Below are 16,016 nucleotides of genomic sequence, written 5' to 3'. Positions count from 1 at the left end.
TAGAAGCCCGAAAAAGCATTGATCGCTTTTTCGGGCTTCTTCGATTAGTTATCTGTTTGGTAATCACGGGTTTCCTGCAAACTGCCATCGCGTTTATAAATCTTCAATTCAGATTCTTTATTCTCAGCAATTTCTTTTCCTCGTTGAATGGCTTGCGACTTTTTGTCAAAACGATCGCTGGCTCGCTCGGCTCCCTCTGAAATCACTATCCACTGATCTTCTTGGTATTTTACGGCAACTTTGGCGTTGATCAGCTTTTTCGTGTTGGGATTGGTTTCGTGTTTGTCGTTTTTCTGCGGATTTTTGGCTTTCTCTTCTTGATGAAGTTCTTCATCAGAAGCATCCGCATGCCACTTTTCAGCCTGGCTGATGGCAATTGGGATCGCACGATCTTCGGGATAGCCGTCTGCCAACAGGGCATTACCGATATCGATCGCTTTTTTGCGGGTGGTTTTTGCTAAATTCTTCATAGATGCGGGATAATCCTTCATATTCCAAGGCATAGGAATTCCTCCTTTTTTGGCTCTCTTTTATTGTATCGGCTGGCTGAGAAAAAAGGAAAATATCCGCTTGTATTATAAAAGACGCCACAAATTCCTTCAGCTTTCGTTAATAAAACAGCGCAAAAAAGACACTCTAGCTTTAGAGTGCCTTAGGGGAAAGTCTACCTATTATCATAGGCAAGGTAAGAAAGAATGAGAGGTTCCTTCTTATAAATATATTCTAACAGAAATTTAACATTTTCGCCATTTTTGTCTAAAAAAATTGAAAAGAAAGCTAACTTTACAAATAAACCGACTATATCTAAGTTCTTCACAGGGAAACCAAACGATATAAGAACAAAAAAAGGCAGCCAGTAAAAACATTAAGTACATGCTTTACAGACTACCTTTGATAATTTTTTCACAAGTTGTTAGAAAAAAATTAAACATGAACGTATTCCAATTCCACTCCCTTAGCAGCATCTTCATTTACCACTACTTGATAGGTATTGAACAGTTTGTCCATTGTTTTCGAATCGAATGCTAGAACGACACTTGTTGGTAAATCAATTGCTTCATTTACCTCGTTGATATTGACAGAAGCAGGTTTTTTCTTGCTTTTTTGCTGGAACTCTGCGAATGGGCGCATCATGTTAGCAAAGCCGCTAGTCAACGCGATTTCCTTTTTCTCACAACGAATGGCGTCCCTCAGTTCGATTGGATTGGCAACGATTTTTCTCATACTATCACATCTCCTTTTTTTTATACTTTAGCATACTGAAAAAGAGAAAGCAACGATTTTGTGAAAAAAAGCACAAATTTTTTTGGTCTTTTTTACCTCAAGCGTTTTCCAGTGCCACGACTCATGCTATACTCGAAAAAAGGAGAAAATTTATGAAAAGTTCTGATACTCAGCTAAAAGCCCGCGGTTTTCTGGATCAAGAGGACCTGATAAGCTTCCAGTCCTGTTCTTTTGAGCAATTGCTGGAACTCTTGGATGCAAAAGATCCGGTGGCCCGCAGCGGGGCGGCTCGGCTGCTGCCCCTCACCAACGAAACAACAAAGAAATTATTGCAAACAGTCCAGCAGGAAAAGAAGCTATACTGCCGTTTGGAAATGATGCGGAAATTAGAAAGCGGCGATTGCGAAACGGCTAGAATGATGCTGCCATATCTTGGAAAAATCGGCCGCAATCAGCATACCATTCCATTAACCAAACCTTCGGGGAAGAAATCCTTTCCCTTGCCGCGGGATTTGATCGCCCGTTCCTTAGGGAATATGTCGCCAGAGATTTTACCTATTCTGTTTGAGCAGTTGGATGTTCTGCCGGAAGCGGAGCTTAGCGAATTGATCGATGCCATCGGTCAGCTGCTGTTTTATCATCCTGAAGCGGTACAAGAGGAACACTTTGAACAGCTGGAACAGGTATGGGAACAGACAGAAAGTCCGCTAATTCAGTGGAAGCTGGTTGTCTGTTTTTCCGCCCTGCCTCAGAGTAGGAATTTATTGGAAACGATCGCGGCTTCAATGCCTGCGCTGACCGCCGAAGCTCAGCGCTCCCTAACGATACTTTCTCAAAGGAGGATCTACAAATGACCACTAACCAAAAAATCAAACAACGGCTGGAACGTTTTCAGGCCTTTGGCGACGAACTGCCTAAAGCCAAAGTATACTATCGTAACGATTGGGAGATTTTGTATTTCGATCTCTATGGCAAAATGTTCGGCATGATGTCGCCGGAAGCGGTCGAAACTGCCACGATTACTTTAAAAGGTCCACCTGTAAAAAATGAAGAGCTGCGGGAAATCTATTCCGATATCACGCCGGGCTACCACATGAACAAAAAGCACTGGAACACGATTGCCTTATCCACTGCACAATTAAGCGATGAGGAAATCGAAGGGATGATCACGTTGTCTTATCGCTTAGTGGCAAAAAAACTGCCGGCTGCCGAACGCAAAAAAGTAGAAGCGTACTGGCAATAGACGCTTCTACTCATCAGTTAAAATTGTATGAATCAATGTTTCCGGAATGGCTTGCTCAAAACCAATATTGATTCGTTTCTGCCCGGTGCTGTAACCTAGTTCCTGGGCTTTTTCACTTTGTTCAGTGGTTAAATCGGTTGAGAAACTAACACTTACATGACTTTTGTAAGCTGCAATGCTGGCACGTTTTACTTTAAATAAGAAAAAGGGCTGCCCCCATTTAATGGTTTCTTCTGTGGGCTGAGCCTTCCGTAAAAGCTTCGCCAGCTGGGCCAAAACAGGTTGAGCTGCCGGAGCTGCCAGTTGGATGTATGCTTCTGTATCCTTAACAGGTGTTTTTTTCGGCATCAAATCATCTCCTAGGCTTCACTATAGCAGAAACCTAAGAACCCGCCGAGCATTATGCATAGAAATGGATAATCTCTCTTAGCCATTGCGGCGCATCTTTTCCCACTCGTTCTTCGTAATACTTGGAGAACCGTTCGTCCAAGACATACATTTCTGCCACTCCACGATGGGCTTCGCTGGAATAGTTCTGCCAGCTGTATTCCAGCCAGGTTTTATGCAGCTTGAAGATTTCCTGCGCTAAATCACTGGGCAGCTGAGGAGCTTGCCCGTATTCTTTCAGTTTGGTCAACATTTCTTGTTCAGCAGCTTCCCGCTCTTGGAATTCTTTCTCAGAATGTCCCAACCATTTTTTCTTTGAGTCTTCAACCGTTTCCTCTCCGTATTTCTCCTGCAATTCTTCTCCATACAGGTTTTCATTTTCCTGCCAAGATTCATTTTTAAACAGATCAAATATTTCTTCGTTACTCATATTTTTTTCTCCTTTATAATGAGCCAAGGTCTGCTCCACCAATAAAAGCAGCTCGTCAATTTCCGCTCGTCGTTTAGCCAGCTGCGCCTTCTGCTGCCGCAAAGCCTCCTCAATTTCAAAATCCGGGTGATCGAGGATTTTTTGGATCTCCTTCAAAGACAACCCCATCGAGCGATACACCAAAATTTGCTGCAGGCGGTCAATTTCCGGTTGCTGATATAAGCGATACCCTGACTCGTTGACCTCTGCCGGCTTCAGCAGATTGATCTCGTCGTAATAGCGCAAGGTTCGGGGACTGACTCCCGATAAATCTGCGACTTGTTTGACTGTATATGCCACTTGTCTCACCTCCACAACTAAAGCATACACCTTTCCGTTGCGTGAAGGTCAAGTATAAATGACCGATATGCATTGTATTTCTTGCCAAACTTCAGTAGAGTAAAAAATAAAGAGGTGGAAATGATGCAATTAAATGGCGCTTGTCTTTGTGGAAACGTCCAGATCACTATCCCGGAAATTGTCGAAGAAATCACTGTATGCCACTGCCAGATGTGTCAAAAGTTTTTCGGCAGTTCTTTTCTATCATTGCCTGGTTTGTCTGCTGAGCAATTCGCGCTGCAAGGAGCTGAATTTGTCCAACGCTATGCTTCCTCTCAGTGGGCGGAACGGGGATTTTGTAAAAATTGCGGCTCCAGCTTATTCTATCATGCTTTAGGCCAAGACTATTTCTTCCCCACTGGTTTATTTGAAGGTGTCACCGGCAAAATTGTGCAGGAAATCTTTTATGATAAGAAGCCAGAATTTTATCAGCTGCAAAACGATGCACCAAAACTCAGCGAGAAAGAATTCCTTGCTCATTTGTTTGAAGGGAAATAGAAACGCGGCTCACCTGTCAAAAAAAGCTTAATTTAGCTACAACGATGATGATCATCTCCCACTTCGGAAGGTGATCATTTTTCATGGAAAAAGCTCACACTGTCCCTTCAGAAATACCCTCTCCAAGACCACCTTAATGTTTTCTTAATATTTACTGAAAGCGTTTCTTCAAACTTTAATTAAAGATGAAACTGATTTTCATAGTTTTCTTTCATAAAAATAACGGAATATAAATTCGTTAACCAGAATTTTTGTCTGTAATTAGATAAAGTAATATAACAAAGTTTTTTTAACTGTTTTTTGGGATGAGGATTTATCCTGATTTTGATGCAAAGTTCATTTCATAACCGCGATAAATATTTAAAATTTCTCTTGCCTTATGCAAAGGCTTTCTAGTATTCTGTTATTGAAATTGATAACTGGTGAGGAGCAAGGACGATGGCAAATGTAGAAGCGAAATTGGAGACGAAATCAGAAACTAAAGTAGGAGTTAAAGCAAAAGGGAGTATCAAGCTGGAAAAGCGGCAGGTTCTAACAATGAAAGTTGATAGTTTATCTCAGAGATTTGAGGAATATTACAAAAATAAACCTAACGATTCCTACATTATTCAGTGTGCAGCGGCTGTGCTGGTACGCAATGCTTTTAGCCCGCTGGACTTTTCTGACCTTTCCAAAAGCTTGATTCGCAATTGCTTTTTAAGCGGTGAGAATCTGACTTCCGTGCGCCATCTTTGTGTTTACTTCAGACCCTATTTCAACGACAAAGAATGGGATACAGTCATTGCCCGTTTATACAAAACGCCCCAAGAACGTTCTGAAATTAACGAAAACTATCGTTTACATATAGAAAAATTGATCCCACTTTTGCATTCAGGAGAGTGTGCTGTAGAGAAGAAGCACAACTTGAAGGCCGCCTTTGAAGATGGAACCGGCAAGCTGCACAACTGGAGCCTCAGCAATGTGGTCACCCACCTAACACCACAGGAAGCCCATGCGATTTTAACTATTTTTGGCGAGCTGACTATTTTCCAAAAGGATGGCGTGCGCCAATTTACCCGGGTAGTCTGGCTGGATTATGCTGTGGATGAAAAGCATCGCTCTTTTGATGTTCGCAAAGAAGATGATCCATTATATGAACCAAAGGAAGACGAAGAATCGGGAGCGGTTAAATCTACTGAAAAATCCGTTTCTAAAGATTCCGAAGTAACAAGCGGCGGAAAGAAAAAAGACTCCTCTTCCTCTAAGAAATCAGAGCAGCAAGTGACATCAGGAGCTTCTACCCCGCCGGAGAAAGATACCAGCGAAAAGGCAGCAACCGGCGAGAAAAACACCAAGGCCAACAAGAAACCCCAGCTGTCTAAATCGCTGAAGGGTTATCTATCCAAAACAAGCAAGAACGGCAAACCAGAGAAAAACAAGAAGAAGGACAAAGGCAAGAAGCAGAAAAACAAGAATAAAAACAACGGCGGGAAGAAAAAGAAGAAAAAACGGAAATAGTCGTCCGCAATTTGTTGCAAAAACAAAAAAGCGATAGACGCTAGAACTCTTTGCGCCTATCCTCTTGATGATGCTATTTTGGCTCTGAGCGATTGCAGAGAATCAGGTTTCCCAGCAAAGACTACTTATTCCTTTTTGAAAGTGTCCCAAAGAAACCAGACGATTTGAATGGCGATGGAAAGCAGCAAGGCAGCGGAACACAAATTGAAGAACATGCTTCTTTTCTCGGTGATTGCGAGCCCAGCAAGAATACTAGCAAAGGCAATTGCACCCAAAACTATGTTGATACGTCTGACATAAATGGTTAGTCGGCTCGTCTTCAAGCTGATCGCCTCCCTTTTGTTGCTAAATGAATAGCTGAAATCTTGATTAGAGCTGATTGTCAGCAGTGAACAAATGTAGAAAAAGACGGCATCCGGATGCGAATCTTTGCTTACCCTTATTATATCTTGTGCAATAAAGCGATTTTGCTCATTAATTTTAGTGTCGGTTAAGTTTCACAATTCACTAATAGATATCAGCGCTTATTTTGCTGCGGTCATTTGATCATAGACCCGTTTTATTGGATCGTTTCAGCTGCTTTTTGTTTTAAAAAATAGCTCTTTTAAAAATCAATATTTCGATAATATCCCTCGAAATATTAAAGGAATATTTGTCATGCTATTGTCAATTTTGTTACTTTCAGTAATCTTTGTAAACGTTCTCTTTTTTTGATAAAATCAATTAAAGGGGGTTTTATATGAAAAAGTTGTTCGCGGGTATGTGGGTCCTGTTATTGGGCCTGACACTAACAGGTTGTGGCAAACCGATCACAGCTGATGACCTAAAAGCCCATGACTGGACGATGGAAACACAGGAATCAGATGCCGAAACGAAATTCATCGCATCCTTTACAGATGACGAGATGATCCTCGCTTTCGATCTGTCGGATCTAGAAAGCAGCGCCTCCAATGAATGGGAAAAAAACGGAGAAGAATTAGGGAAACAGCTTGTCGAAAGCATGACTTTTCATGTGGCCTATCAATTAGACGAAGAAACCATTCATTTAAAAAATGAAGAATTGGAACTAGATAATGATTACACGGTCAGAAAAGATGAGGACAATATCGTCTTCACACCGGATGAACCACAAGAAACCGAAACCATCACCTTGATTCCAAAAACCGACACAACCGCTTCATCCGAATAATAACAAACGTAATTTTTAGGTGAAAAGATTGTGAAGATAGGCCCATATCTCTTCAGCATTTGCTATACTAGAATTAACTTAATTAAGAAAGAAGGTTCTTGTATGATCGATCATTTAAGTTTAGGCGTCACGGATTTAGCAAAAAGCAAAGATTTTTATCAAAAAACGCTGCAACCGCTAGGCTACCAAGTGAAAGTCGAAATGGATCACGGTGTCTGCTTTGGTTCTGGTGACGGCGGCGATCTTTGGATTGTCAAAAATGACCCCACCAAAACTCACGTTGCTTTTGGCGCTGCCACCCGGGAATTAGTAGATGCTTTTTATCAAGCAGCGATGGATGCTGGCGGTAAAGACAATGGTGCACCTGGTCTGCGTCCTCACTACCATGAAAATTATTATGGTGCTTTTGTAATCGATCCTGATGGCTACAACATCGAAGCCGTCTGCCACAAAGAAGCCTAAAAGGAGAAAAAAATGATTATTATCAATGTATTGTTACCGGTAAAAGAAGAAAAACGCGAGGAATTTTTAGTATTCGTAGAGGACTTAGTCAACAAATCTCGTAAAGATGAAGGCGCGGAGTTTTACGATTGCTTAGAAAGCTTGGATACAAGAAATCAATTCATGATTATCGAAAACTGGCGCGATCAAGATGCCATCGATAAACACAATGCAACTGATCATCTGAAAAAATTCCTAGCTGAGATTGACGAGTATCTGGCTGGCGATAAAGAATTGAAAAAAGTAGAATATACTGGATAGAAAATAAAAGGTGTCTAGGTGAACTTCGAACGTAGTTTTCGAGTTCAGCTAGACACTTTTTTTGCCATTCATTCTTTTTCCTTCAATTGTTGAAACACTTGCTTCAGCTGCTTCGGTAACGGGATAAAGACTGAGATATTTTCTAAAAAAGAAATTCCTTCATTCGTCAGGTAGAACATAATTACCGCCTCCCGCAATGGTAGATTGCTGCCTAATACTCGTTCAATCTCAACTGAAACAGCCACAACAATAAAAATTAGTATTTTGGTAATTAATCCTTGAAAGCCGATTCGACTATCAATGGTTCGCAATTTCCAGGCTTTAAGTAAGCCAGTTACATAATCAACCATCACTAGATAGATTAACGCATGCAAGATGGCATCCATGCCGCCTAACAGATGGACGATCGTTCCACCGATGATTCCGCTGATTATTGATAGTTCGTTTAGGTGTTTGCTCATTATTTTGCTCCTTTCTATGATTCACTAAATAAAAACAATCGAGCCCAATCATCGTCTCAATTGAGTACTCTGATAAAAGCTCGATCGTCTTGTAGACACTTCTTTATTCACTAGTTGTCTTTTGCTAAGCTTCCTTGTTTGAAGGTCGTGTCAATACTCCCATTAATCGAGCATGGTAAGGCACTTTTGAGCTAAAAGCAAATGTCGGCATATCCTTATTGTTGTTGGCTTTATAAATATCATTCAGAATCTTTTGTTCATCTGTGTGGGCTAAGTTAACAATTCTTTCTCCGTCAAAATATCGCACTGGGGCTTTTCCATCTACTGTATAAAAACATTTCATTTCAATCTCTCCTTCTTTTTGTCCTGTTCCTCCGCCTGATCCGCCATCAATTGAACCCTTTAATCGATAAAAATAGTTGGGTGGTCCGCCCATCCAGCCGGCAGCTGGGGTTTCACCGATACCATTTAAACCAGCTGTGCAGTGAATGATATGACTATTACTGATAAATACTCCAGTATGTCCATAAATGCCTCCGCTGCCGCCTTTTGGTCCTGAAACGAAAATATCGCCGCGTTTGACTTCATTTCTAGAGATAGGCTGCAGCAAACTTCCTTCAAGTCCATACAAAGTTTCCGTACTTCCAAGATGCGTCCCTCTTGGCAAAAATCCAGCTTCGATTAAAGCTGAGAAAACAGCTGAACTGCAATCGTAACTATTGGGACCATTACGGTAATCCATAGAGTAGGTAACTTTTCCTTCCCTAGCTTTGAACCAGGCAATGACTGTTTCTACACTTAACATTTTATTGCTCCTTTCCATAGCTGATGGTTTTCAGCTTTTTTAGAAGTGGCCGCTTCCACCTATTATATTACGCGAACTTATGTTCTTTTTGTGGCCAAAAAAAAGACATCATATCCCTAACTTTTCTGCTAACTCCATGAAGAACTGATTTCGTAGACGTGTCACTTGCCTTGTACTAAGAAAAACTTGATCGGCAACATAGTCTAGATTATGCTCCTTCTTTGTGTTCATATACAGCTCCTCAATAATCTTCTGAATTTCCGGCTCAGCATTTTCCAAACATTCTTTGATGATTGCTTGATTTCTTTCCAGATTTCTCAGTCTGCGATCAGAGGACAGGGTAATTAATAATTTCCCGTCACTAGTTGCTTCGCGTTTGTTTGCCTGAGAAAGTGACAGCTCCAGCTCTTTTTCTTTGATGTACTGATCCATTTGAGGATATTCCGCCAGAATACCTTTCAAATAATCTTTTTTCCATTTTTCCATCTCGTTGCCTCCTCGATTTTACTATTCTCACTCACTTTACTTGTGTAGACAAATATTCTACAATAATAGAAAGATAGCGAAAATTTGACACTCATCCCAGATTCTTATACAATTATTGTATACATATATTCTACAAAATGCAACTACGTCGATTATCCGTCTACATAAAACACAAGAAAGGTTGCTTAACATGAACGTATATGAAACGATCAAAGTATTAGCAAATAGTAAACAGGTTTCTATTCGTCAATTGGAAGAAACTTTAGGCTTCGGCAACGGCACAATTAATCGTTGGCGCTCTACAGTACCAGGAATTGATAAACTGGAAAAAGTCGCCGACTACTTCAATGTCTCTGTCGATTATCTTTTGGGTCGTACCGATCCCAATTCAACGCAAGCACCGGATAATCAGTCCATCGCCAGGCAAATTATGCTACGTTCCGATACCTCAGATCTTTCAGAAGAAGATGCCGAGGACATTGAAAAGGAAGTGGAGCGCTTTTTGAATTGGCGGTTGCAAGAAATCAAACGAGAACGTATAGAAAAGGATTGATTGCATGTCACGCGAATTAGAGGAATACCTTCAGTTTTCTACTAAAATCAATGAATATCTTTCCGCTACCATGCTGGGCTTGAATATGAACGTCGAAAATTACGACCACGAAGCTATTTGGCGGTGCATTATGGGCGACAACGTGAAAATTCGCGGCTTTCATTTTGAAGGCAAAGCCCGTCAAGCTCTTTCAGGCATGATAGTAAAGGATGAAAATGAGACCACCATCACGTATAATAAATACATGAATCAAAATCGGGTGAACTTCACGATTTCCCACGAGCTGGTTCACTATTTATATCATTTGGATAATGAAACACCCTATTATTACGACACCAAGCAGACATTGACCACCTATGATCATCATTCGCTAGTGGAATTTCAAGCCAATATCGGTGCAGCCGCTATTCTTTTGCCAGACCCAGTATTCATCCATGTATTGAAGCAAGGGAAAAAGCCGGCGGATATCTCGCAGGAATTTGGTATTTCTGAGGCAGCTTTAAAACTGCGCTTGATCCAAACGATGCAGGCTGAATTCAGTGCTTCCTATGAAGCTGCCAGCAAAACCAGCTTCAAAATTTTGAATCAGTTTGGTTATACAGGTGAGACGTTGATGAAGGATTTAGGCACCAACCTGGAACGAAAGATCATTTACACCAACCCTTTTTACGAGGCTTTGTGTATTTAAAAACTAATAGAAAAGAGTGAAGCAGAATGGGACTATTTGACGGATTAATGGGCAATGCTTCTGAAGTCAAACAAGCAAAGGCAGACAAAGATTTAGCAGACGTACTGGTTCCTGAAGAAACGGTAGATTTGGCTTTTGTTTTAGTCAGAGACTTGATCGTTTTCACCGATTATCGGTTAATCATTGTCGACAAGCAAGGCATGACCGGCAAAAAGACCGAGTACAAAAGCTATCCTTACAAGAGCATCTCCCGATTCAGCGTAGAAACTTCAGGTCATTTTGACTTGGATGCTGAGCTGAAAATCTGGGTGTCCAGCGCGTTAGAACCAGCTGAAACCCTGCAATTTAGAAAAGACAAAAATATTGTTAAAGTGCAGCAGGCCTTGGCCGCTGCAGTGATGAAATAAAGCAAAAAAGCTGCTGAAATGACGAGTAATCAGTCATTTCGGCAGCTTTTTTGGTGAATATATTCTACACTTCCAACATCTTCTCAGCAATCTGATGCTCTGTCTGGGAACCAGCCGTTTTCATCTGCGCATAAATCCGACCGTCCTTCAAGAAGACGACCTCCTTTGCCCCATTAGCAACTTTGCTGTCGTGAGTAATCATAAGGATGGTCACACCCAGCTCTTGATTGATCCGCGCAAAAGTCGCCAATACCTCTGCCCCAGCGTTGCTATCAAGATTGCCAGTTGGTTCATCAGCTAAAATTATTTTCGGCTGATTTACTAAAGCACGGCAAATGGCGGTCCGTTGCTTTTCCCCCACCGATAATTCTTGCGGCAGCTTATCCAGTAGTGGGCGGATGCGTAAGCTATCGATTAAAGGACTTAGTTGTTCTTCCACTTCATCTAGATCACGTTTGTCCAAAACTGCTGGCAGCAAAATATTTTCCCGCACGGTAATACTTTCCATTAACTGAAAATCCTGAAAAACAAAACCTAATTTGCGGCGGCGAATATCGGAAAGCTCATCTTGATACAAGTCCCGCGTGTTCTTGCCTTCGAAAAAGACTTCCCCGGATGTTGGTGGATTAATCATGCCCAAAATTTTCAGCAAGGTGGTTTTGCCGCAGCCGGAACGCCCCATGATGCTGATGTAATCCCCTTGATTTACTTCCAAGTCCAGTCCTTTTAACACCTGCTGCTGATCATAATTATGAACCAGCTGCTCCGCTTTAATGATTGCTGTCATTTTGTCACCCACTTCATCATTTGATTGCCGCACCAGCGATAACCACCGTACCAGACTAGCGCGTAAAAACTATCTACCAAAAATAAACGCCCAACAAATCCGACGACTTCCGGCGCTTCAAAAAAGCGTAAGCTAAGCATTGTCAGAATAAATCCGAAGCTAATCAATCCTGCTAAAACTCCCGGCAGACAAAAGAACAACCGCAATTGACTATTTAACAATTTGCGCCGCTCACTCTCGCGAATGCCCAACAAACACAGCAAATCCTGCCGACTTTGCCAAACACTTTTTTCACTGACATATTTGGTTAACAACAAGCTAAAGCACAGCAGCAAACTAATCGCCGTTAAGAAAACCAGCACTAACAGCTCCAAGCTGTTTTCAGTCACCACGTTTTCCTGTCGCTGCTCTTTCCCGTAAACCGGCAAAACCGAAGCATCCCAACGTTGTTCCTCGGCATATTTCTCCGACAAAAAGTTCAGTTCCTTCAACATGCCTTTCGCATCCACCACCTGAATCAACGCAAGCTGCCTCAGATCTTCCGGTTGCCTATCCGCCGCTTCTTGGAAAGCCTCATTCGGTAAAACAATCACATTTTCCTGCAGTCCGCGTTGAAACATCCCGGTTAAAATTGCCCGTTCCTGACTGTGAATATTCCGCATCGGAAAAATATTGTCCACATCCATTGTGTTGTACTCCTCCAACGGCTGACCAATCCGCAATCGCGGCAGCGAACTGCCGGGATCCCAATCAATCGGCTGCGCCTGAACACTGACCGCCTGCTGGTAGACCACATGCCATTGATCCCCTGTTAAATGCAGCGGCCGTTTCTCCAAACCGACTTCCTGACGCAAAAGCTGATAGGTGGTTTCCGAAACACCTACATGCTGGCCTTGAATAAACATCACTGGCCGTTGGGTGCCGTACATTTCCGGATCAGGATCACCATCGACGGATGTGATCGGCACCACCGGAAACATGTGAACCTCCGCCTGATATTTTTCGCCAATTTCCTGAACCTGGTGCACATCTTCAGGATGAAGCTTCGCCACAATCTCATAAGGAAACAGCGCAGCAGCATCAGTCATCTGATAAGTAACGATGCGAGGAATTAAAATCCCTAAACTAAACACCTGCAGCAAAATCAGCATCACCATTAAATTGGCGCTTTTGCCAAACTGATAGAAAAAATCGGTAAAGGTTAAAAACCGCTGGAAATAATCCGACCTACGTTTGAGTCTCTCGATAAACAAGCCCATCCCGCCATAAACAATTCCCAGCAACCCGACAATCAACGGCGCGAAAACAAAATAAGTTTCCGAAGACTTGCGACGGCCGAACCACCAAAAGGTAATCGTTAAAAAGACGACCCCCAACAGCAACCACACCGGCGCCCACTTCACTCGTTTGCGTTTCACCTTCACCGGCACTTTTTGTTTAAATTGCAGCATCCGTAAAATTCGTTCCTGATGAAAGGCTAAGGTTAAGACTGCCAAGAAAATCTGGATCAGCAGCGCCCACAAATAAGCCGTCACGTCGCCTCGTACAAAAGGCAGGATCATTATCGTGCCCAAGCCGATTGCCAAACCGCCAGCCAAAATGTACTCCCGCAGCAGCATCCACAAAAAAGTCTTGCGGCGAATGCCTAACAAAATCCACAGCTCGCTATGGGTATTTTTGAAAGACAAATAGGTTCCATTGATATAAGTCAAAAAAATCACTAATAATAGAAACAAGATCCCGCCCGATTCAATAAAGATCCGCAGCAAACCACTTTTATCAAAAATACTCTCCTGACTATGACTGCCGGCAAAGGATCGGTAAAAGGCCAGCAGCAAAGCAATCGACAGATAAGACAGCCAATTAGCCGCCACTAAAATCACAAGATCCTTGCGGTAATACAACAAGTTTTTCCTAATAATCGTCTGGAAAAGTTTCGGATACGACCCTTTGAAAGCCAAACGCTCCTGCTTATCCCGCTTCGTCTCCTCCTCTTCCCGTTTATTTTGCTCATATTCCCGATCCCGTTCCGCCTTGCCGTCAAAATAGCGCAGCAGCATAAACTCAATAAACGCCAGCCCCGGAAACACCAGCAGCAGGAAGTTCATTTGAAAAAATTCCAAAAAGGCTACGCCGATCGCGGCGAAAAACAAGGCCGCTGTTTTCAGCCGCGGCAGCCAGCGTCCAACTTTTCCTGCCGTTAACCTCGCCGCTTCCGCAAAACTCAAGCCCACCAGCAGCACCAACAGCCCTGCCCCTAACATTGCCTGAAAGCCGGAAAGGAACTGCTGCTGCCAAAAGTGCCAGAAATCTCCACTGGCAATACTTCTAAACCAGACACCAAATAAACTATAGGTGAGACCAGTGCCTTTAAAACCCGGCAGAATGATTGCTAAAACAAATAAACTATATCCTGTAACAATCGAAGTCGTCCTAATTTGTTTGTTCATCGTTTTCCCTCTTTTACACTCGCCAAAATAACGCTTACAATTTAAGCTTACCACTAAAATAAAGAAAAACAACCCTTGCCTTTACAAACAATTTACCTAAAATCCATTCAATCAACAAGCTTGCCAGCTATACTGAATGCAGGGGAAAGATTCCCGTCAAAGCAACGAATTGGCTAACTTGCTCCATTTGTGCTATAATAACTTATGGAATTTCGTTATCAACGTAATAGTTGCCTTTCGTTATAACCAAGAAAGGAGAATGAATATGACATTCTATAACACAGAATTAAAATATCGTGTAACACTGGATACTGAATTGAACGTTTTCGTTGTTATCAACCAAGATAATGCAGATCAATTTGCTACCGGTGTAACGATCGAACAAGCAGTACAAGAATTGAAAAAAATCGCATAAGGAGTGCCATCCTAAATGAACGGTTCCAGTTCTCTGTAAAGGCATCTACTCGAAAAAACGGTAGATGCCTTTTTTTTTGCTCAATTGCAGTCGGAAAATAGCAGATATCGGTTTGTCACGATCGTTTTTTATGTTAAGTCCTTTTTGATTCACACGCCCGCACTTCCAATGATAAAAATCAGCGAATCCCTCTCCTAAAAGACAAAATTGTTCAATCTTCTAGTGTTGCTCATACCTGCTGAAAATTGTTATACTGGAAACTAACAAAAGAACTTCTGAACCAAATACTTTCTTGTCATTTACTTCACCCGTCCATTCACGTGATCACCACAACTCTAACAGCCTTATACATATGTACCCGACGTTACCGATAAATAGATGCAGATCAATACGCTATAGCTGCTGCATATCCCAAGATAACATGACAATGTCTCCTGAAGAAGCCGACTTTGCGATCCGACACTTGACTGATTGAACGAAGTTAGGAGGAAGAACCATGGATAATACTTGTTTTTACTGCGGGCTGCCTTTGCGGGTTATTGATAGGATTAAATTGGCAGACGGAAACAAGATTTGCAAGGTTTGCCATAACAAAGTTTATGAAACACTCAATCTAAATATTATCACCGCCCGAAAATTGACAATTGAACGGATTGATGCCGGTTATGAAGCCCTGGGCCGAGATTTTTACGATGAAGTCCAAAGTCTGCTGGAAGCTAAAGATGCGATCAACGAAGTAGGAATTTTTTCAAGATTTTTCATAGAGCTTGCTGCTGGGGCAGGTCCGCTTCATGCACCGGGGAAGGTTTTACTGGTGCAATTGAATGATAATCGGATTATTTTAGATACTGAAAAACCAGAATACTACTATTTGATTGAGCGTAGTTTTCAAGGGCCAGCTTATAAATCCGTCTTTTCCAGTAAAACGATCAAAAATACTACCGACAAAACAAATGTCATCAGCGAATTTTTCGGTTTGGGAAAAAACAACGACAAAACGAATGCTGATTCCCTTCAGAAAACAGTGGAAACTTCACGGGATGTTGAAATAAAATCGCTGGCAACGATCAAACTTTTTCGTATTTCGGATGGAAAAATTCTGACAGCCGCTGTGCACGCTGACACAGAGGATTACAGTGAAATTCTCTCCCTTCAGCTTCATCCGATGATGGAAGCTGTTGATTACGAGGATAAAGCCGCTATTGCTGAAAAAATAAGCATCACTCCTGATGAAGCAGTTGAACGTTTGAAGCAGTTGAAAGAGCTGTTTGATCTAGGCATTCTTTCTGAAGATGAATTTGCAGAAAAGAAGCGAGAATACGTCAAACATCTGTAAATTCACTTTCAGAAAAGCTT

22 protein-coding genes are annotated in these 16,016 nt (G+C 42.0%); 12 read left to right on the top strand and 10 right to left on the bottom strand.

Annotation, left to right across the window (positions count from 1 at the left end):
• Window positions 1-44 precede the first annotated feature (44 nt).
• Both JZO70_RS08425 and JZO70_RS08420 read right to left on the bottom strand, forming a co-directional pair.
• Complete coding sequence (locus JZO70_RS08425) at window positions 45-503, bottom strand: DUF2188 domain-containing protein (RefSeq protein WP_207673114.1); 459 nt, start codon at window positions 501-503, stop codon at window positions 45-47.
• A gap of 421 nt (window positions 504-924) precedes the next feature.
• Entirely contained in the window at window positions 925-1,224 is a 300-nt protein-coding gene (locus JZO70_RS08420) for a hypothetical protein (protein ID WP_207673113.1), read from the bottom strand.
• Window positions 1,225-1,376: 152 nt separating this feature from the next.
• Here JZO70_RS08420 and JZO70_RS08415 point away from each other — a divergent pair, with 152 nt between their 5' ends.
• On the top strand, window positions 1,377-2,078 hold the full coding sequence (locus tag JZO70_RS08415; protein ID WP_207673112.1) for a hypothetical protein: 702 nt from the start codon (window positions 1,377-1,379) through the stop codon (window positions 2,076-2,078).
• Window positions 2,075-2,467, top strand: a complete 393-nt coding sequence (locus JZO70_RS08410; protein WP_207673111.1) for an MmcQ/YjbR family DNA-binding protein — start codon at window positions 2,075-2,077, stop codon at window positions 2,465-2,467. Before JZO70_RS08415 ends, JZO70_RS08410 begins: the two co-directional genes overlap by 4 nt.
• A 6-nt stretch (window positions 2,468-2,473) precedes the next feature.
• On the opposite strand, the gene JZO70_RS08405 is transcribed toward JZO70_RS08410, so the two are convergent.
• Window positions 2,474-2,815, bottom strand: a complete 342-nt coding sequence (locus tag JZO70_RS08405) for a DUF1801 domain-containing protein (protein WP_207673110.1) — start codon at window positions 2,813-2,815, stop codon at window positions 2,474-2,476.
• Between the two features lie 52 nt (window positions 2,816-2,867).
• On the bottom strand, window positions 2,868-3,623 hold the full coding sequence (locus JZO70_RS08400; protein ID WP_207673109.1) for a TipAS antibiotic-recognition domain-containing protein: 756 nt from the start codon (window positions 3,621-3,623) through the stop codon (window positions 2,868-2,870).
• 120 nt (window positions 3,624-3,743) lie between these two features.
• Here JZO70_RS08400 and JZO70_RS08395 point away from each other — a divergent pair, with 120 nt between their 5' ends.
• Together JZO70_RS08395 and JZO70_RS08390 are read left to right on the top strand one after the other, a co-directional pair.
• The gene (locus tag JZO70_RS08395) at window positions 3,744-4,160 is read left to right on the top strand and encodes a GFA family protein (protein WP_242703853.1); all 417 of its coding nucleotides are present in this window, start codon (window positions 3,744-3,746) and stop codon (window positions 4,158-4,160) included.
• Between the two features lie 438 nt (window positions 4,161-4,598).
• Window positions 4,599-5,657 (top strand): hypothetical protein, encoded by a 1,059-nt coding sequence (locus tag JZO70_RS08390; protein ID WP_207673108.1) that lies wholly within the window; start codon window positions 4,599-4,601, stop codon window positions 5,655-5,657.
• A gap of 125 nt (window positions 5,658-5,782) precedes the next feature.
• On the opposite strand, the gene JZO70_RS08385 is transcribed toward JZO70_RS08390, so the two are convergent.
• Window positions 5,783-5,980, bottom strand: coding sequence for a hypothetical protein (locus JZO70_RS08385; RefSeq protein ID WP_207673107.1), 198 nt, complete (start codon window positions 5,978-5,980; stop codon window positions 5,783-5,785).
• Between the two features lie 416 nt (window positions 5,981-6,396).
• On the opposite strand from JZO70_RS08385, the gene JZO70_RS08380 reads away from it, so the two are divergent.
• The 3 genes from JZO70_RS08380 to JZO70_RS08370 all read left to right on the top strand — a co-directional run bounded on the left by JZO70_RS08380 (window position 6,397) and on the right by JZO70_RS08370 (window position 7,608).
• Window positions 6,397-6,846: a peptidoglycan-binding protein LysM gene (locus tag JZO70_RS08380; RefSeq protein ID WP_207673106.1), complete on the top strand. Its 450-nt coding sequence runs from the start codon at window positions 6,397-6,399 to the stop codon at window positions 6,844-6,846.
• 102 nt (window positions 6,847-6,948) lie between these two features.
• Window positions 6,949-7,308, top strand: a complete 360-nt coding sequence (locus tag JZO70_RS08375; RefSeq protein WP_207673105.1) for a VOC family protein — start codon at window positions 6,949-6,951, stop codon at window positions 7,306-7,308.
• A gap of 12 nt (window positions 7,309-7,320) precedes the next feature.
• Window positions 7,321-7,608 carry a putative quinol monooxygenase gene (locus JZO70_RS08370; protein WP_207673104.1) on the top strand — a complete coding sequence of 96 codons (288 nt, stop codon included), beginning with the start codon at window positions 7,321-7,323 and terminating at the stop codon, window positions 7,606-7,608.
• Between the two features lie 68 nt (window positions 7,609-7,676).
• Here the strand turns inward: JZO70_RS08370 and JZO70_RS08365 are convergent, their stop codons facing one another.
• The 3 genes from JZO70_RS08365 to JZO70_RS08355 all read right to left on the bottom strand — a co-directional run bounded on the left by JZO70_RS08365 (window position 7,677) and on the right by JZO70_RS08355 (window position 9,360).
• On the bottom strand, window positions 7,677-8,069 hold the full coding sequence (locus tag JZO70_RS08365) for a phage holin family protein (protein WP_207673103.1): 393 nt from the start codon (window positions 8,067-8,069) through the stop codon (window positions 7,677-7,679).
• A 124-nt stretch (window positions 8,070-8,193) separates the two neighbouring features.
• Window positions 8,194-8,874: a peptidoglycan amidohydrolase family protein gene (locus JZO70_RS08360; RefSeq protein ID WP_207673102.1), complete on the bottom strand. Its 681-nt coding sequence runs from the start codon at window positions 8,872-8,874 to the stop codon at window positions 8,194-8,196.
• Window positions 8,875-8,982: 108 nt separating this feature from the next.
• The gene (locus tag JZO70_RS08355; protein WP_207673101.1) at window positions 8,983-9,360 is read right to left on the bottom strand and encodes a transcriptional regulator; all 378 of its coding nucleotides are present in this window, start codon (window positions 9,358-9,360) and stop codon (window positions 8,983-8,985) included.
• 190 nt (window positions 9,361-9,550) lie between these two features.
• Here JZO70_RS08355 and JZO70_RS08350 point away from each other — a divergent pair, with 190 nt between their 5' ends.
• Genes JZO70_RS08350 through JZO70_RS08340 form a run of 3 tightly spaced genes read left to right on the top strand, consistent with a single transcriptional unit; the run spans window position 9,551 to window position 11,008 of the window.
• Window positions 9,551-9,913 carry a helix-turn-helix domain-containing protein gene (locus JZO70_RS08350; RefSeq protein ID WP_207673100.1) on the top strand — a complete coding sequence of 121 codons (363 nt, stop codon included), beginning with the start codon at window positions 9,551-9,553 and terminating at the stop codon, window positions 9,911-9,913.
• Window positions 9,914-9,917: 4 nt separating this feature from the next.
• Window positions 9,918-10,601, top strand: a complete 684-nt coding sequence (locus JZO70_RS08345) for an ImmA/IrrE family metallo-endopeptidase (protein WP_207673099.1) — start codon at window positions 9,918-9,920, stop codon at window positions 10,599-10,601.
• A 26-nt stretch (window positions 10,602-10,627) separates the two neighbouring features.
• Window positions 10,628-11,008: a PH domain-containing protein gene (locus tag JZO70_RS08340; protein ID WP_207673098.1), complete on the top strand. Its 381-nt coding sequence runs from the start codon at window positions 10,628-10,630 to the stop codon at window positions 11,006-11,008.
• A gap of 64 nt (window positions 11,009-11,072) precedes the next feature.
• Here the strand turns inward: JZO70_RS08340 and JZO70_RS08335 are convergent, their stop codons facing one another.
• Window positions 11,073-11,795 (bottom strand): ABC transporter ATP-binding protein, encoded by a 723-nt coding sequence (locus tag JZO70_RS08335; protein WP_207673097.1) that lies wholly within the window; start codon window positions 11,793-11,795, stop codon window positions 11,073-11,075.
• Window positions 11,792-14,245 (bottom strand): hypothetical protein, encoded by a 2,454-nt coding sequence (locus JZO70_RS08330; protein ID WP_207673096.1) that lies wholly within the window; start codon window positions 14,243-14,245, stop codon window positions 11,792-11,794. Before JZO70_RS08330 ends, JZO70_RS08335 begins: the two co-directional genes overlap by 4 nt.
• A 265-nt stretch (window positions 14,246-14,510) precedes the next feature.
• On the opposite strand from JZO70_RS08330, the gene JZO70_RS08325 reads away from it, so the two are divergent.
• Both JZO70_RS08325 and JZO70_RS08320 read left to right on the top strand, forming a co-directional pair.
• Entirely contained in the window at window positions 14,511-14,660 is a 150-nt protein-coding gene (locus JZO70_RS08325; RefSeq protein WP_207673095.1) for a hypothetical protein, read from the top strand.
• Window positions 14,661-15,156: 496 nt separating this feature from the next.
• Window positions 15,157-15,996, top strand: coding sequence for an SHOCT domain-containing protein (locus tag JZO70_RS08320; RefSeq protein WP_207673094.1), 840 nt, complete (start codon window positions 15,157-15,159; stop codon window positions 15,994-15,996).
• Window positions 15,997-16,016: the final 20 nt, after the last annotated feature.

It is taken from the genome of Candidatus Enterococcus moelleringii, from assembly GCF_017377575.1.
GTDB classification, from domain to species: domain Bacteria; phylum Bacillota; class Bacilli; order Lactobacillales; family Enterococcaceae; genus Enterococcus_A; species Enterococcus_A moelleringii.
The sequence above is the reverse complement of the archived record's forward strand: the minus strand, read 5'-3'. Positions and strand labels throughout refer to the sequence as shown.